Source organism: Leptolyngbya sp. NIES-2104, from assembly GCF_001485215.1.
Taxonomy (GTDB): Bacteria; Cyanobacteriota; Cyanobacteriia; order Leptolyngbyales; family Leptolyngbyaceae; genus Leptolyngbya.
In genome coordinates, this window is record NZ_BBWW01000001.1 from 2,984,132 (window position 1) to 2,997,350 (window position 13,219).

The following is a 13,219-nucleotide window of genomic DNA, read 5'->3' on the forward strand; positions in this document are numbered from 1 at the left end:
CTCACTGCGTTTATTTTGATCAACTGGGTTTCACCCGATTTGTTGTTCTTGTTCCAGTAGAACCGTTCTGGGCGGTTGGTTCGTTGCTAGAGCTTGTACTCTAGTTAATGTAGCCAACCGCCCATTTTTGTAATGAATCCCGAACCTGAAATCCGAAGATTGCTCGATGTCATGCCTGCATCGGGTCGGATGTTTGCCAAAATCGTGAGTAAACCCGATCAAAAATTCGTGATCGACGCTCCTCCTCCGTTTCCTTGGACGAGCGATCGACCAATCTACATTAATTTCGATCTCTGGAGTCGCTTAACGCGATCGCAGCGAGATTTACTGATTTTACGAACCATAAGCTGGAGCACGAATATTAAATGGTTCCAGCCTTCTCCGATGTTAGGACTAACGGCATTAGGCGCGATCGGGCTAGGAATCGAACTTGCACAACAGGATTTTGTCGGAGTGGCAGCCGCGAGTGGATTAAGCGCGATCGCACTCTTTCAAATTTGGCGAAATAATAAGAGTTCGCGGGTGGAACTTGAAGCGGATGAGAAAGCGCTCAAGATTGCCCAACGGCGAGGATATACAGAAACTGAAGCAGCAAGGGCACTTTGTAGCGCGATCGAGTCCGTGGCTCAGAATGAAGGGCGAATGCTGAGTTTTATCGAATTACTGCGATGTCAGTCACTAAGAGCGATCGGCGGACTGTCTCCAGTTGGAATTCCTGACGAACTGAGGCAGGAGTAGTGGAGATCGAACAGATTGACCACGATAGACTATTCAAAGAGCTAATTGCGACATTTTTTCTGGAGTTTCTGGAATTGTTTTTGCCGGAACTGCGATCGACGATCGACGCAAATTCAATTCGGTTTCTTCAGCAGGAATATTTCGCTGATCTGACCGCTGGAGAAGAAAAAATTATCGATCTTCTAGTCGAGGTGAAGCAGTCCGGTGAAGATGCCGCCTTTCTGGTTCACCTCGAAGCCCAATCAACCCCAGAATCCTTTTTTGCGCGGCGCATCTTTTTCTACTTCGCCAGACTGCACCAAAAATTTCTGCAACGGATTTACCCGATCGTCATCTTCTCTTTTGACAAGCCCTACCGAGAAGAGTCTAGTACCTATACCGTCGAGTTTCCCAATCGAAAAATTTTAGAGTTCAATTTTGAATCAATCCAGTTAAATCGTCTCAACTGGCGAGACTTTATCGATCGACCTAACCCTGTTGCAGCAGCATTAATGAGCAAAATGCGGATTGCACCAGAAGATCGAGTGAGAGTCAAAGTGGAGTGTTTGCGTCTATTGGCAACACTGCGACTTGATCCTGCTCGGACAAAGCTAATTTCGGGCTTTGTCGATACCTATCTAAAGCTCAACGCAACTGAGACTCAAGCGTTTCAGACAGAAATTAGTAGAATTGAGCCAGAGCGACGCGAGGGAATCATGGAGATTGTAACCAGTTGGATGCAAGAAGGAATCGAGCAGGGGATTGAGCAGGGGATTGAGCAGGGGATTGAGCGCGAACGATCGTTAGTTTTAAGACTTCTGACCAAGCGAGTTGGAGCATTACCGCCTGAGATTCGCGATCGCTGTGATCAGTTGTCGATCGATCAAATGGAAGCTTTGGGAGAAGCCTTGCTAGAGTTTACTTCTCTGACAGATTTGGAGACTTGGTTAGCAGAAAGCTGAGCCTCGTCGCCTGCCCTCTAAGGTTAATTTTTCTATCGCTTGGGAAATCTAGCAGTACAACCCCACCGGAACGTAAAGGCTTCATAATCAAGCCCGTGAATTTACGGAATGTTCCGAATTCGAGTTTCGCGGATACGATGGGTTTGTCGCGGAAATGACCGACAAATGAGCGGTTAGTGCCTCACGATCGCACCGGAAGTGTACCTTATGGCTCAAATGGCAACTCAGACTCCTCCCGTTCGCAGCGTCGATGCTCGTCTCGATGTCGAACTGCGAAAAGTCTTCAAAGTCTACAACGGTGAACCCGCTGTGCGCGGCATCGATCTGGGCATTCGACGCGGCGAGTTTTTTAGTATTCTGGGTCCTTCTGGGTGCGGTAAAACAACAACGCTGCGGCTGATTGCGGGGTTTGAGAATCCTTCGGCAGGTGATATTTTAATTCGCGATCGCTCGATGCTGAATGTTCCACCTTACAAGCGTCCCGCGAATACGGTCTTTCAAAGCTATGCACTGTTCGGACATATGACCGTTTCAGAGAACATTGCATTTGGATTGAAGATTCAGAAATGTTCTCGTGCAGAAATTCAAGATCGCGTTAGAGATGCGTTAAAGCTGGTTAAGCTCGAACAGTTAGCAAATCGATTTCCGGCTCAGCTTTCAGGCGGACAGCAGCAACGGGTCGCGGTCGCACGAGCCTTAGTCAATCGTCCAGCGGTGTTGTTGCTCGATGAACCGTTGGGAGCATTGGATCTGAAGTTGCGGAAAGAAATGCAGGTAGAACTTTCGACCTTGCATCGGGAGTTAGGAATTACATTCGTAATGGTGACGCACGATCAAGAGGAAGCAATGGCGTTGTCCGATCGCATTGCGGTGATGAATTTAGGCAAGCTGGAACAGATTGGAACTCCAGAGCAAATCTACGATCGACCCCTCACGCCATTCGTTGCAGATTTCATCGGAGATACGAACCTATTACGCGGCAAAATCGAAGGCGCACATCCTCAATCGTTGTGGATTAGAACCGAAACCGGGATTAAGCTGACCGTACAGCAGAATCCAATCAATCCGATGACTTCAGGCTGGGTGATGATTAGTGTGCGTCCTGAAAAAATTCAGCTTTCACGGACTCCAGTTGATTCAAACAATTGCTTTGAAGGTCGATTGCAAGATGTGATGTACTTGGGCACACATATCCATTGTTTAGTGCAGTTGCAATCGGGCGATCGCATTACCGTTCGTCAGCCTACTTCATCGAATCTCATAACTGCGGACACTCCAATCTATGTCTATTGGGATGCAGTCGATAGTTTAGCGTTGTCGGAATCGTAGGGGGCGAAAATGTCTTATTCTCGTCGTCGATTCTTGAAAACTGCCGTAGCGGGTTGTTCTGGATTTGCATTGTCTAGCTGTGGATGGACACTTGCGAAAGTTCAGACCGATCGAGCGATCGCGACTTCATCCGATGAACTCCACATTTACACTTGGGCGAACTACATCGATCAAGAAGTCGTCGATGCGTTTCGAGCTAAAACTGGAATCAAAGTGACCTTCGATGTGTTTGATTCTAATGAAACCATGTTGGCGACCTTTCAGGCGGGAAAAGCTGGTATCTACAGCATCATTTATCCGTCTGACTATAAAGTGACTCAGATGAGAAAGCTTGGATATCTGAGCGAATTAGATCATCTGCGCTTAGAAAGTTTGAGCAATTTACTGCCTCGATTTCAGGACACGATTCACGATCCGGGGAATCGCTTCAGCGTTCCGGTCAGTTGGGGTACAACCGGATTGCTTTATAACAGCGAGAAGCTGACAGATTCACCGACTGACTGGAGCTATCTTTGGGACAACAAAGACAAGCTAAATCGCCGAATTACTCTAATGAATGATGTGCGCGAAGTTTTGGGCGCAACTTTACGATTGCTCGGTTATTCTTACAATTCCAAAAATCCTGAAGAACTGAAGAAAGCTTACGATCGCTTACAAGAATTGAAGCCTGCGATCGCAACCTTCACAACGGACGCTTGGCGTGATCAATTAATCGCTGGTGATCTTCTCATTTCAATGGTTTACTCTTCAGATGCTGTTCTCGCCACTACGCAGAATCCAAAACTCAAATACGTGATTCCTGCGAGTGGCACGTCAGTTTGGAGCGATACGATGGTGATTCCAAAAACGGCTCCAAATCCTGATGCGGCTTACGCCTGGATGGAATTTATGCTGCAACCGGAAGTGGCTGCAAAGTTGACCGAACGATTGTCTTTTGCCACCACGAATCAGAAAGCGATCGCGAAACTTCCCCCCGAAGTGCAATCGAATACGAGTCTCTTCCCGTCAATGGAAACGATTAATCAATCTGAATCGATTTTGCCGATGGAGCGCGACGTTTTAGAAGCATACGATCGCTATTGGACGAAGCTTACGAGTTAACGTCAGTTTGATGAAATTTTTGCTTCGTTTCTGGGTGTTTCGCCCCCTAAATCCCCCATTCTGGGGATTTAGGGGGCAGAAGCTGCAAACAACGCAGCGAAATAATCCATCGAATTCACGTTACCAGTTAACGTACGACTGCTTCCGGCTGTTCAACTCGTCTCGGAATTTCATACGTCCAGAAATCCGAGGCTAATTCTGTATTTGGGAAAATTGCGCGGGCTTCATTGAGCAAGTCTTTGATCTCGATCGCATTTCCCGGCGCGTACCGAGGGCTGAAATGCGTCATAATCAGCGTCTTTGCTTGAGCTAGCAAAGCAGTTTGAGCCGCCATTGTCGAAGTGGAATGAAGTCGCTGAAATGCCATCTCTGCGTCTTGGTGGGCGAAAGTCGCTTCATGGATTAACACATCCGCATCACGGGCGAGGTCGATCGCGTTTTCACAGAAAACCGTGTCAGTACAGTAAACTAGCTTGCGCCCGATCTCCGTTTCGCCACAGAGCGTTTTACCATCGATCACCCGTCCATCCGGTAGCGTCACCGTTTCGCCCCGCTTCAATTTTCCATAAATCGGACCCGATGGAATTCCCAACTCTTTCGCCACCTCTGCCTTGAAGTGCCCCGGACGATCTTTTTCTGCCACCCGATACCCAAACGCTGGAACTCGATGCTTCAAGAGCGTACAAGTCACCGTAAATTCCTCATCCTCAAACACCACCCCAGGACTCACCGGATGAAATTTAACCGGGTACGAGAAATGAGTCTGTGAATAGCGCTTACACGCCTTGAGGTACTGATCGAGTTCAGGCGGTCCATAAATATCGATTTGCTCAGGATTTCCAGCCAGTCCACAGCTTGCAAGCAATCCCATCAATCCGAAAATGTGATCGCCGTGAACGTGCGTGACGAAAATGCGACGAATCTGACTCACTCGCAGATCGCTTCTAAGGAATTGATGTTGCGTTCCTTCCCCACAGTCGAACAGCCATACTTCTGCCCGTTGTGGCAAGCGAAGTGCGATCGCGCTAACATTTCGCGATCGTGTGGGAACCCCAGAACTCGTGCCCAAAAATGTGATCTGCAAAGCTGACCCGCCTCAACTCAATACACTATCTTCATACTGCCACAGGAACTTGCTTCACACCGAGGCGGTCTGAGCCAAAGAACGATGAACTTTTAAGCCAGATTACGTGATCCGAATTACAGGCAAAACAAAGTCGCGTATATTAACAAATGTTAGAAATTTGATAAATCGTGGCAAATTGATCCAGAACGCTTGGCGTGAGTGCTGTTAATTGTTGAGTGAAGACCCCGAAAGTGCAATGGTAAATCAAATGAAGTCTCGATCGCGCTTGAACTCAATTTCAAAATCCTTTGGGTTAACCCTTTTAATCTGGGCAGCAAGCATCGTGTCGGCTCAGGCAAAAGAATCTTTGGAGTTAAGAATCGCGATCGAACAAAATGCGCCGCAGGTGAATGTGGGTAGTTCCGTAGATGCTCAAGTGCTCGATGGCTCTCAGCGGGTTCTCGGTGCGATTCAAGGAATGAACGGCTTTGCAGCACAAGCAAAAGATGGCGGAGTCGCTTTGGATAAATGGAAATCTGGCGCGTTGTGGGTTGTGCCCAAAGATCCAAATGGTGTCGTGTGGATCGGAAATCGCTGGTATCGCGGTCGGGTTTATTTGGTTCCGACTGGCAAAGGGCTGACGGCTGTGAATTATGTCGATTTGGAGCAGTATTTATTCAGCGTCTTGGGCAGTGAAATGAGCGGCAATTGGCCCCAAGAAGCGCTGAAAGCTCAGGCAGTCGCGGCTCGGAGCTATGCGCTACACGGACGGCAGAAAGCCAGAAACGGAATTTTCGACCTTGGTAATACACAAGGATGGCAAGTGTATAACGGGATTCAAGCCGAATCGAGCGGAACACAAACGGCAGTAATGGCAACCGCTGGACAAGTTCTGGCACACAATAATCAGATCATTGATGCTGCGTTTCACTCGTCTGCTGGAGGTTGCACTGATAACTCTGAGGATATTTGGTCAGAACCTCGACCTTATTTAAGACATGTGAGAAACGATTTTGACGAAGGATCACCCGTCAATCAATGGTCGAGAAGCTTTTCAGCAGCGGAGATTGGAAATCGGTTTGGAGTCGGGAATTTACAGCGATTGGAACTTGTGTCAACAACTAAGAATTGTGCACGAGTGCAAGAAATTCGTGTGGTTGGCGATCGCGATTCTAAAGTGATTGATGGCGACAAATTCCGGGCAGCCCTCGGTTTGAGAAGTACCTTGTTTACGATCGCGAATCAGTTCCAGCCTGTGGCAAGTAACCAGGGACAAAAACAATCGCTTTCGGGTGTGGTCTTCAATGGTCGCGGTTTCGGGCATGGATTGGGAATGAGCCAATGGGGAGCGTTTAATATGGCGCGTCGGGGCTACAACTATCAGCAAATTTTGCAGCAGTATTATCTCAATACGGGAATCGTCCCGATCGATGTTCAGTAATGGTCTGAGGGATGGATGACCATCCCTTTTTATGGATTTGAAAAAGTATTGAAATTGCCGCCGCCGATCGCTCTTCCAGGAATCGATCGCGGAACGGTAAACGGTTGCTGATTCACAACGGGTGCAGGTTGCTGATTCACACCGAAATTTGAAGGCTGAACTTCAGCGGATTGTGAAGGTACGATCGTCGGAACCGGAGAATTTAGAGGCGGTGCGATCGGTAATGGAGCAGAAATCACCGGAGCGGTTCCGGGTGGGATCGGTTGCACACCTTCTACCAAAGCTGAGAAAGAATTTGTCGATCGAGGGGCGGCATTGATCGGGTTATCCAGGCGAATCGTACCTTCGATCGGAGTTTGAGCGACAACCGGACGATCTTGTGTGGCTAATTTGTCGATCGCTTCTTGGAGTCGATTTGCGGGCAACGAAGCAGAAGCGGTCGAATCAGGCTGAGGTAATCCAAGCTGAGTAGTTAACGCGCTCGTGAATGCCGCAAACACGCCTTGACCGAATTGAGTTTGAGCAGGCGGAGGAGTAACGGATTCAGTTGGAGCAGAAAAGAGTCGGTTCGTCGGATTCGGCGCAGTGGAATTCGATGGAGTCGTGGGTTTAATTGTTGGCGCGATCGCTTCTGGTTTAGATGAAATTTTGACATCGTTCATCAACAGCGGCAGAGAATCGATATCGGCTCCGATCGCTTGATCTTCCGCTGACAAGGTTTCGTCGGGGTTGGAAATACCGAGAAAGGTCGCGAGTTCGGGACGGCTGAAGAATTCCCAAGCGAATAGGACGAGAAATAAAATCGCGATCGACGGTGCCCAAAACACCGGACGACCGAGCGGACGCAACCGAGCAAGTCCATACCGAATCCATGACGAGTGACGCATAAGCCCAAATCCGTAACGCTCTACAGCCGATTGTATTCGATTGAACTTGATCGGCTTCTATTTAATCTTCCCCAACCGGAGTGAGACAATCCGGAGTATCGTGAGCTGGGCTATTCACGGTGAGCGAAACGGGGTAAGCCTGCATCGCATCGGTGTAGGGATGGAGCAGCGATCGAGCATCTTTGAAAGTGGGGTCGAGCCAGCGATCGTAATTCTCCTGGCTCAAAATGACGGGCATTCGATCGTGGACTGTAGCGGCGAGTGGATTCGCCTCAGTTGTAATAATCGTACAGGTTTCAACGGGTTCGCCATCGGGAGAATGCCAGCGCTCCCAGAGTCCCGCAAACGCGAAGGGCTTGTGATCGTCGAGTTGAAAATAGAAGGGTTGTTTCTTTTTCTCTTGCTTTTTCCATTCGTAGTAACCGTCTGCCACGATCAAACAGCGGCGACGTTTGAAGGCATCGCGGAAAGAGGGTTTTTCGCTGACGGTTTCGGCGCGGGCGTTGATGAGTTTGTTCGCGATCGCGGAATCTTTTGACCAGGATGGAATTAAGCCCCAGCGTAGAAGTTTGAGATGATGCGGTTCGACGATCGCGGGGATCGATTGCGTCGGGGCGATGTTGTAGCGGGGTTGCCAGTCTGGAACTTCGGTGAGATCGAACAGGGCAGATAATTCTGCGGCGGAATGGGTCTGGGTGAATCTTCCACACATAGGATTTTTTAGGGCAATCAATGACGATCGACGCTGCGTTTACCCGACGACGGATAGAGACGCGAACACCAAAGGTGCAGCGAAGCTCCTAATCGCGTCTCCACACGGGTTCGCGGTTGGACAACAATTTATCGCAGGTCGATCGTGTTCACCCATTCACGATAGCGTTCATCCCGATTTTCTGTAATCTTCGTCAACGCCTCGCGCAATCGATCAGTAATCGGTCGATTCGCGCCAAATTCAAACGTTTCAATCCGCTTCACAGGCGTAATTTTTGCCGCCGTTCCACTTAAGAAGACTTCATCTGCAATCAGCAATTCCGTTTTATCTACCGATCGCTCGATCGTTCTAATTCCCAAATCACGAGCGATCGTCAAAATACTATCTCGCGTAATGCCTTCCAAAATATCCTGGTCATATCCGGGGGTAATCAAATCCCCATTTCGTACCAAGAAGATATTCATGCCCGATGCCTCGCTCACCTTCCCTTGTGAGTTGAGCAAAATCGCCTCATCAAATCCGCTTGACACCGCTTCAGTTTTCGCCAGCGAGGACGTAATATACGCACCGCTAATCTTGCCTCTGAGCGGCAAACTGCGGTCTTCCTGGCGATACCAAGAACTAAACCGACAGCTTACCCCGTCCGGTGACAAATAATCACCCAACTCCAAACCGTACACAAAGAAATCCTTCTCGATATTGTGTAACCGGGGCGCGATCCCCAAATCCGACGTGTAAACAAACGGACGAATATAAAACGATCGCTCTGGCTGATTTTTCTTGACGAATTCAGTAATGATGCTCTGAATCTTATCTGCTGGCAAATCGTAACCGAGAAATTTCGCGCTGTTGCTCAACCGTTGGCAATGTCGATCGAGCCGAAATAACAACACTTGATCAGGGTTTTCGGGGTTGGGAATGCCGCGCAAGCCCCCAAACGCGCCCGTTCCGTAATGCAGTGCGTGAGTCGCGATCGACACATTCGCCTCAGCAAACGGCACGAATTGATTCTTAAAGTAGGCGGTGGGAAGGAAAGTGTGCATGGAATTGGGTAGAACTTCAGAGTGGAGCGCATTCCATTTTGCAGATAGAAAACGCAAGATAGATTACCTAGATTACCGCGAAATTTCGGTTCTAAGCTTGGATTGAGTCTCTAACCTAAATCGCTTCCAATACGATATAAGTAAATACTTGGAACTCTCTTTCCAAAATGTCCTTCTAGTTGTTCGTGCCGTGCGCGATTGTTAGTGTTATGCAGCCACCGATCCCAAACTCAACGATTCTACAGAGCCGCTACCGGATTCTCAACGTTTTGGGACAGGGTGGATTTGGGCGAACTTATCTCGCAGAAGACCAAGGACGCTTTAATGAACTGTGTGCGATTAAGGAACTCACACCGCCTCAAGATAATCCTTACGCACTAGAAAAATCTAAAGAATTATTTCAGCGAGAAGCCCAAACGCTTTATCAAATTCAACATCCCCAAATCCCGCAGTTCCGCGCCACGTTTGAACAGGATCAGCGGTTCTTTATTGTTCAGGATTATGTTGAAGGACAGACGTATCGATCGCTGTTAGATGAACGCAAAGCACGCGGCTATGTGTTCTCAGAAAGTGAAGTGACGCAACTGGTGAAGCAAGTTTTACCTGTGTTGGCGTACATTCACGGCAAAGGAATTATTCACCGAGACATTGCACCCGATAACATTATTTTGCGCGATCGCGATAAGCTCCCGGTTCTAATCGATTTTGGAGTGGTCAAAGATCTGGCAACCCGGATTCAGGCACAAGAAACGGTGAAGCAGCATACGACTGTCGGTAAACTCGGATATGCGCCTACCGAACAGATGCAAACCGGACGAGCGTATCCGAATAGTGATTTGTATGCGTTAGCGGTTACAGCGATCGTATTGCTCACCGGACGAGAGCCACAAGATTTGTTTGATGAAAACACGATGACCTGGCGATGGCAGCGATATGTCAATCTCGATCCAGGTTTTGCCCAAGTTTTAAGTCGAATGTTGAGCTATCGAGTCGGCGATCGCTTTCAATCTGCGACCGAAGTGATGCAGGTTTTACAAGCTCCTGCCACGATCGCACCGCTTCCCGCAACGCCGCCGCCTACAAGTGCTCAACCGCCACAGACGAATGTGTCGAGAGCCGAAACAGTTGCGATCGGACATCGAGGTGATTCGACAGTTGCACGAACGAATGTCCAAAACCCGAATGATCCTTCGATTCCTGCTCGTAGTTCTCTTTGGGACGATCCCTGGGCGGTATTCGCGATCGGGACAGGATTAGTGCTGCTGACAGGGTTAGGCGCTTGGACGATCACACGGGCATTGATGAATGCGAATCAACCGATCGCGTCTCCGACTCCCACCCCCACGATTACCGCGTCTCCCAAACCCACCACGAGTCCGACCACTCGCCCTTCACCGAGTCCTTCACCGACTGCCACACCTGTTACATTCAGTCAGCAGTTGGATTTATCGAGTGGGTCGGTGACTCGGAGTGGAGCATTGCGATCGAATGAAACGCTAGAGTTTATTATTCCAGCCATTCAGGGGCAACGTTTGAATACCAGTCTCGGTGGGGAAGGCGTTCTCTTGAGTGTATTAGCGCCGAATCGCGACCCGGTAGATAATGCGGCAAATCGGGTGACAAATTGGTCAGGCGAACTCCCTTTTACCGGAAACTATACGGTACAACTTAGAACCGTCAAAGGCATTCCCAAGAGTGACTTTAAGCTAAATGTAGCACTTGCAACCCCGACTCCATCCCCATCACCTACGGTTTCCCCGTCCCCGTCTCCTAGTCCAACCGTGACAGAACAAGTGATCGGCATTCCGCAAGGGCAAACGGGTGTACAAGTGGATGGAACCGTCAATCCTGCGACGATTCGCCGCTATTTAATTAATGTGCGACCCAATCAAACCTTAACGCTGAACCTCACTCAAGGAGCCAGATTTACCTTAAGATATCCAGATGGGCGACCTGTGGAAGATGCGGCTAGGCTTCAGAACTGGCAAGGAATTGTGCCGACTGGCGGTAGTTATGCGGTGGATGTGACCAGCGATCGAGAAACCAGTTTTACGCTAGGTGTCGATGTCAAATGATCGAAAATGCACTTTTAATTACCGGAACCGATACCGATGCGGGTAAAACCGTGTTGACGACTGCGTTGATTGCGTATTGGCAAAAGTATTGTCGATCGCGTTCTCTCGGTGTGATGAAACCGTTGCAGACGGGAGTAGGCGATCGAGAATTGTATCGTCAATTATTCGATCTCGATCAAACACCGGAAGAATTGAACCCGCTGCATTTTGAAGCTCCGTTAGCGCCGCCGATCGCGGCTGATCTTGAAGGAGAGCGCGTCAAATTAGAACCCGTTTGGAAAGCGTTTGAAGCGCTGCGAAGTAAACGGGATTTTGTTTTGGTTGAAGCGTTGGGCGGATTGGGATCGCCTGTGACGCATGAAACGACGGTTGCAGACTGGGCTTGGGATTGGCATTTACCAGCGGTGTTAGTCGTGCCTGTGAAGTTGGGCGCGATCGGGCAAGCGGTGGCGAATGTAGCGTTAGCAAGACAGGCGAAAGTTCATTTGCGCGGAATTGTTTTGAACTGTATTCGATCGAGTACCGATGAAGAGGTTGAAAACTGGGCATCGATCAATTTGATTCAGCGATTAACTGGGATTCCAGTGCTTGGATTAATTCCATATTTAAGCAATCCAACTGATGTGGAAAAGCTGGCTCAAGTTGCTGCACATTTGGATTTAGAGCGACTCATGCCTGAAGTTGTCTAGAGGTGGTTGAAAAGTATAAAAAGTCTTTTCGCTTCGATTGCCACCCGCCCTGAAATGAATTTCGGGCTAATGGTGGAAAGTCTACTGAAGTAGACTAAGAGAGAATTTCAAGTTCTTAGTCCTTTTCAAAGGACTTGCGTCGATTAGCCCGAAATTTATTTCAGGGCGGGAATTGCAGTGAGCGACTACACTAACCTAATACGATCGACGAACATCAGTCACAGTATGTTCTGCTCCAATCTCAAGCACTAAATCTGCACTCTCTAAAATCGGTGGAATAAACAATTCTGGATGCAAGGCTTTCCAGAAATACTCAACAAACTGATCAATCTCAGCATCACTCATTCCTGATTTACCTTGAGCAATCATTCGATGTTCGGCTTGTTTGCGCCATTGTTTGCTCAATTGATAGTTCGGGACATACATCACAATCAGTCGATCGAGCAATTTCCACAACGGTAAATAGTTCCGTAACTGCTCGTTCATATCCCCCGCAAATTGTCGATCGTCTTCAGTTACAATCGGCGCAATCTCGAACTCTGAAACAATCGGACGCGCTCCAATAAACCAACCTTCAAATAAAACAATGTCAGCTTGATCAATGGTTTCAGGAATGGTTCGATCGCCTTCTCCGTTGTGCAGCGACTTATCAAATCGAGGAAGCGCGATCGGAAAGTTTCCTTGCCGAAATTGAGTCAAAACTTCGATTCCAAGTTGAACATTGTGCGTTCCCGGCGGACCTCGACGAATCAAGCGCGGGTCGCGATTTCTCAGAGCGATTCGATCGACATACGACAGATACAGATCATCGATCGACCAACTAATTGCCCAATATCCAAGCTGATCCAAAATCACCGTTAATACTCGCGTCAAGGTCGTTTTTCCGGTTCCTTGTCCACCTAAAAATCCTTGAATTAAACCACGATCGAGCAATCTTCTCCAGTCTGCAATCTGCATTGCTAACGGTAGCCAGAGATTCCAGATAGTTTCGATGGGCGGAGATAGATTGAGTTCAGCGCAGCAATCTACGATCGCATTATAACTACGATCGAACAATGCTAAACGGGATTGAATGCGATCGCGAACATTAGCCGCATCAATTCCGAACGCTGGAGATTGAAGGGCAAGCGCTTCTAACTGCGGATCATTAGAACGAATCAAGTCTTCTAGAGTCATCGAACAATTATCGCACACAAA

The 13,219-nt window shown here is 48.5% G+C and carries 12 protein-coding genes; 7 read left to right on the top strand and 5 right to left on the bottom strand.

Features of this window, described 5'->3' with window-relative positions; genetic code table 11:
• Nucleotides 1-132: 132 nt before the first annotated feature.
• The 4 genes from NIES2104_RS13970 (at nucleotide 133) to NIES2104_RS13985 (ending at nucleotide 4,109) form a co-directional block, all read left to right on the top strand.
• Nucleotides 133-738, top strand: a complete 606-nt coding sequence (locus NIES2104_RS13970) for a DUF3318 domain-containing protein (protein ID WP_058998783.1) — start codon at nucleotides 133-135, stop codon at nucleotides 736-738.
• Nucleotides 738-1,679, top strand: coding sequence for a DUF4351 domain-containing protein (locus NIES2104_RS13975; RefSeq protein WP_202815060.1), 942 nt, complete (start codon nucleotides 738-740; stop codon nucleotides 1,677-1,679). The genes NIES2104_RS13970 and NIES2104_RS13975 overlap by 1 nt, the downstream gene beginning before the upstream one ends.
• A 216-nt stretch (nucleotides 1,680-1,895) precedes the next feature.
• A complete protein-coding gene (locus tag NIES2104_RS13980) occupies nucleotides 1,896-3,008 on the top strand; it encodes an ABC transporter ATP-binding protein (protein WP_059001727.1) in 1,113 nt (370 codons plus the stop codon).
• A 9-nt stretch (nucleotides 3,009-3,017) separates the two neighbouring features.
• Nucleotides 3,018-4,109 carry a PotD/PotF family extracellular solute-binding protein gene (locus NIES2104_RS13985; protein WP_058998784.1) on the top strand — a complete coding sequence of 364 codons (1,092 nt, stop codon included), beginning with the start codon at nucleotides 3,018-3,020 and terminating at the stop codon, nucleotides 4,107-4,109.
• 127 nt (nucleotides 4,110-4,236) lie between these two features.
• Here the strand turns inward: NIES2104_RS13985 and NIES2104_RS13990 are convergent, their stop codons facing one another.
• Nucleotides 4,237-5,193: a ribonuclease Z gene (locus NIES2104_RS13990; RefSeq protein WP_058998785.1), complete on the bottom strand. Its 957-nt coding sequence runs from the start codon at nucleotides 5,191-5,193 to the stop codon at nucleotides 4,237-4,239.
• Nucleotides 5,194-5,443: 250 nt separating this feature from the next.
• On the opposite strand from NIES2104_RS13990, the gene NIES2104_RS13995 reads away from it, so the two are divergent.
• Entirely contained in the window at nucleotides 5,444-6,616 is a 1,173-nt protein-coding gene (locus NIES2104_RS13995; protein ID WP_225895242.1) for a SpoIID/LytB domain-containing protein, read from the top strand.
• 29 nt (nucleotides 6,617-6,645) lie between these two features.
• On the opposite strand, the gene NIES2104_RS14000 is transcribed toward NIES2104_RS13995, so the two are convergent.
• The 3 genes from NIES2104_RS14000 to NIES2104_RS14010 all read right to left on the bottom strand — a co-directional run bounded on the left by NIES2104_RS14000 (nucleotide 6,646) and on the right by NIES2104_RS14010 (nucleotide 9,258).
• Nucleotides 6,646-7,503 (bottom strand): hypothetical protein, encoded by an 858-nt coding sequence (locus NIES2104_RS14000; RefSeq protein ID WP_058998787.1) that lies wholly within the window; start codon nucleotides 7,501-7,503, stop codon nucleotides 6,646-6,648.
• A 61-nt stretch (nucleotides 7,504-7,564) separates the two neighbouring features.
• The gene (locus NIES2104_RS14005) at nucleotides 7,565-8,215 is read right to left on the bottom strand and encodes an SOS response-associated peptidase (protein ID WP_058998788.1); all 651 of its coding nucleotides are present in this window, start codon (nucleotides 8,213-8,215) and stop codon (nucleotides 7,565-7,567) included.
• A gap of 128 nt (nucleotides 8,216-8,343) precedes the next feature.
• On the bottom strand, nucleotides 8,344-9,258 hold the full coding sequence (locus NIES2104_RS14010) for a branched-chain amino acid transaminase (protein WP_058998789.1): 915 nt from the start codon (nucleotides 9,256-9,258) through the stop codon (nucleotides 8,344-8,346).
• Nucleotides 9,259-9,467: 209 nt separating this feature from the next.
• Between NIES2104_RS14010 and NIES2104_RS14015 the strand changes: the two genes are divergently transcribed.
• Both NIES2104_RS14015 and bioD read left to right on the top strand, forming a co-directional pair.
• Nucleotides 9,468-11,333 carry a serine/threonine-protein kinase gene (locus tag NIES2104_RS14015; RefSeq protein ID WP_058998790.1) on the top strand — a complete coding sequence of 622 codons (1,866 nt, stop codon included), beginning with the start codon at nucleotides 9,468-9,470 and terminating at the stop codon, nucleotides 11,331-11,333.
• Nucleotides 11,330-12,022, top strand: a complete 693-nt coding sequence (gene bioD, locus NIES2104_RS14020) for a dethiobiotin synthase (protein ID WP_058998791.1) — start codon at nucleotides 11,330-11,332, stop codon at nucleotides 12,020-12,022. Before NIES2104_RS14015 ends, bioD begins: the two co-directional genes overlap by 4 nt.
• 195 nt (nucleotides 12,023-12,217) lie before the next feature.
• Here the strand turns inward: bioD and NIES2104_RS14025 are convergent, their stop codons facing one another.
• Nucleotides 12,218-13,198: a hypothetical protein gene (locus NIES2104_RS14025; protein ID WP_058998792.1), complete on the bottom strand. Its 981-nt coding sequence runs from the start codon at nucleotides 13,196-13,198 to the stop codon at nucleotides 12,218-12,220.
• Nucleotides 13,199-13,219: the final 21 nt, after the last annotated feature.

Bases quoted from the DNA above. Each gene is read 5' to 3' on its own strand.
- NIES2104_RS14015 (WP_058998790.1), top strand. From the start codon at position 9,468: ATGCAGCCACCGATCCCAAACTCAACGATTCTACAGAGCCGCTACCGG.
- NIES2104_RS13985 (WP_058998784.1), top strand. From the start codon at position 3,018: ATGTCTTATTCTCGTCGTCGATTCTTGAAAACTGCCGTAGCGGGTTGT.
- NIES2104_RS14000 (WP_058998787.1), bottom strand. From the start codon at position 7,503: ATGCGTCACTCGTCATGGATTCGGTATGGACTTGCTCGGTTGCGTCCG.
- NIES2104_RS13970 (WP_058998783.1), top strand. From the start codon at position 133: ATGAATCCCGAACCTGAAATCCGAAGATTGCTCGATGTCATGCCTGCA.
- NIES2104_RS13980 (WP_059001727.1), top strand. From the start codon at position 1,896: ATGGCAACTCAGACTCCTCCCGTTCGCAGCGTCGATGCTCGTCTCGAT.
- bioD (WP_058998791.1), top strand. From the start codon at position 11,330: ATGATCGAAAATGCACTTTTAATTACCGGAACCGATACCGATGCGGGT.
- NIES2104_RS13995 (WP_225895242.1), top strand. From the start codon at position 5,444: ATGAAGTCTCGATCGCGCTTGAACTCAATTTCAAAATCCTTTGGGTTA.
- NIES2104_RS14010 (WP_058998789.1), bottom strand. From the start codon at position 9,258: ATGCACACTTTCCTTCCCACCGCCTACTTTAAGAATCAATTCGTGCCG.
- NIES2104_RS14005 (WP_058998788.1), bottom strand. From the start codon at position 8,215: ATGTGTGGAAGATTCACCCAGACCCATTCCGCCGCAGAATTATCTGCC.
- NIES2104_RS14025 (WP_058998792.1), bottom strand. From the start codon at position 13,198: ATGACTCTAGAAGACTTGATTCGTTCTAATGATCCGCAGTTAGAAGCG.